At 47.8% G+C, this 628-nt stretch carries 1 protein-coding gene; it reads left to right on the top strand.

Features of this window, described 5'->3' with window-relative positions:
* Positions 1-628: phage portal protein (locus A2F46_RS11775; RefSeq protein WP_156471655.1), on the top strand; the 628-nt coding region annotated here is incomplete at both ends.

Below are 628 nucleotides of genomic sequence, written 5' to 3'. Positions count from 1 at the left end.
ATGCAGCCAGAGGGACTAAAACACCCTAATGGGTACCAGACATTCCAGCAATTTATTGAGCAGTGGTTACGATCTAAGCTGATGTGGGGCAATGCCTATATTTTGAACAAAGGCAATGGCCTGCATGTATTAGACCCGCGTAATGTTTACCCAATGCTGGCCGATGATGGCAGTGTGTTTTATCAGGTATCAGCCGATAAGCTGGCAGGTACAGGTGATGGCGATATTTATCCAGCCAGCCAGATATTGCATGATCGCTTTAATTGCCTGTGGCATCCATTGGTAGGGGTTTCTCCCTTGTTTGCTTGCGCGACCAGCGGAACTATGGCGGCACATATTCAAGAAAACAGCACCAATGTATTTGCCAATTCCGGTAAACCCAGTGGCTTGATTATGACTGTGGATGGCGCAGACAAAGAAAAAGTGGATGAATTGGGTAAGCACCTTAATCAGACCTTTAAAGGGCAAAAAGCAGGCAATCTGGCCGTTACGGCAGGGGAATTGAAGTACATTGCGTTCTCGCCAGTGAATGCCACTGATGCCCAGTTGATTGAGCAATTGGGCTGGACAATAGCCGATATTGCACGGGCGTTTGGTGTGCCACTGCACAAGATAGACCAAACCGTAC

This window comes from Snodgrassella sp. CFCC 13594 (genome assembly GCF_001590725.1).
GTDB lineage: Bacteria > Pseudomonadota > Gammaproteobacteria > Burkholderiales > Neisseriaceae > Snodgrassella.
The sequence above is the reverse complement of the archived record's forward strand: the minus strand, read 5'-3'. Positions and strand labels throughout refer to the sequence as shown.